General features: G+C 49.5%; 1 pseudogene. It reads right to left on the bottom strand.

Features of this window, described 5'->3' with window-relative positions:
* Positions 1 to 220 (bottom strand): annotated as a pseudogene (locus HJV72_RS19215) (glycoside hydrolase family 31 protein); the annotation flags it as partial.

Genomic DNA, 220 nt, shown 5'->3' on the forward strand with positions numbered 1-220 from the left:
ACCAGGTTCAGAACGTCCTCCTGGCCGGCTGCTTTCTGGCCTTCATAGAAGCCGCGGGCGTATTCTCTGGGGTAAATGTTTCCCTGCTGCATGACGCTTCCGGCATAGTAACGGTAGTTTTCGTAATCATAGGTGGTATATTCCGGTTCCGCTTCATCCAGCCAGAAGAGTTTGACTCCGTTTTCCCTGTAATTCTTTCTGCATTTCTCCCAGACATATT

It is taken from the genome of Extibacter sp. GGCC_0201 (genome assembly GCF_017566055.1).
Classification (GTDB): Bacteria; Bacillota; Clostridia; order Lachnospirales; family Lachnospiraceae; genus Extibacter.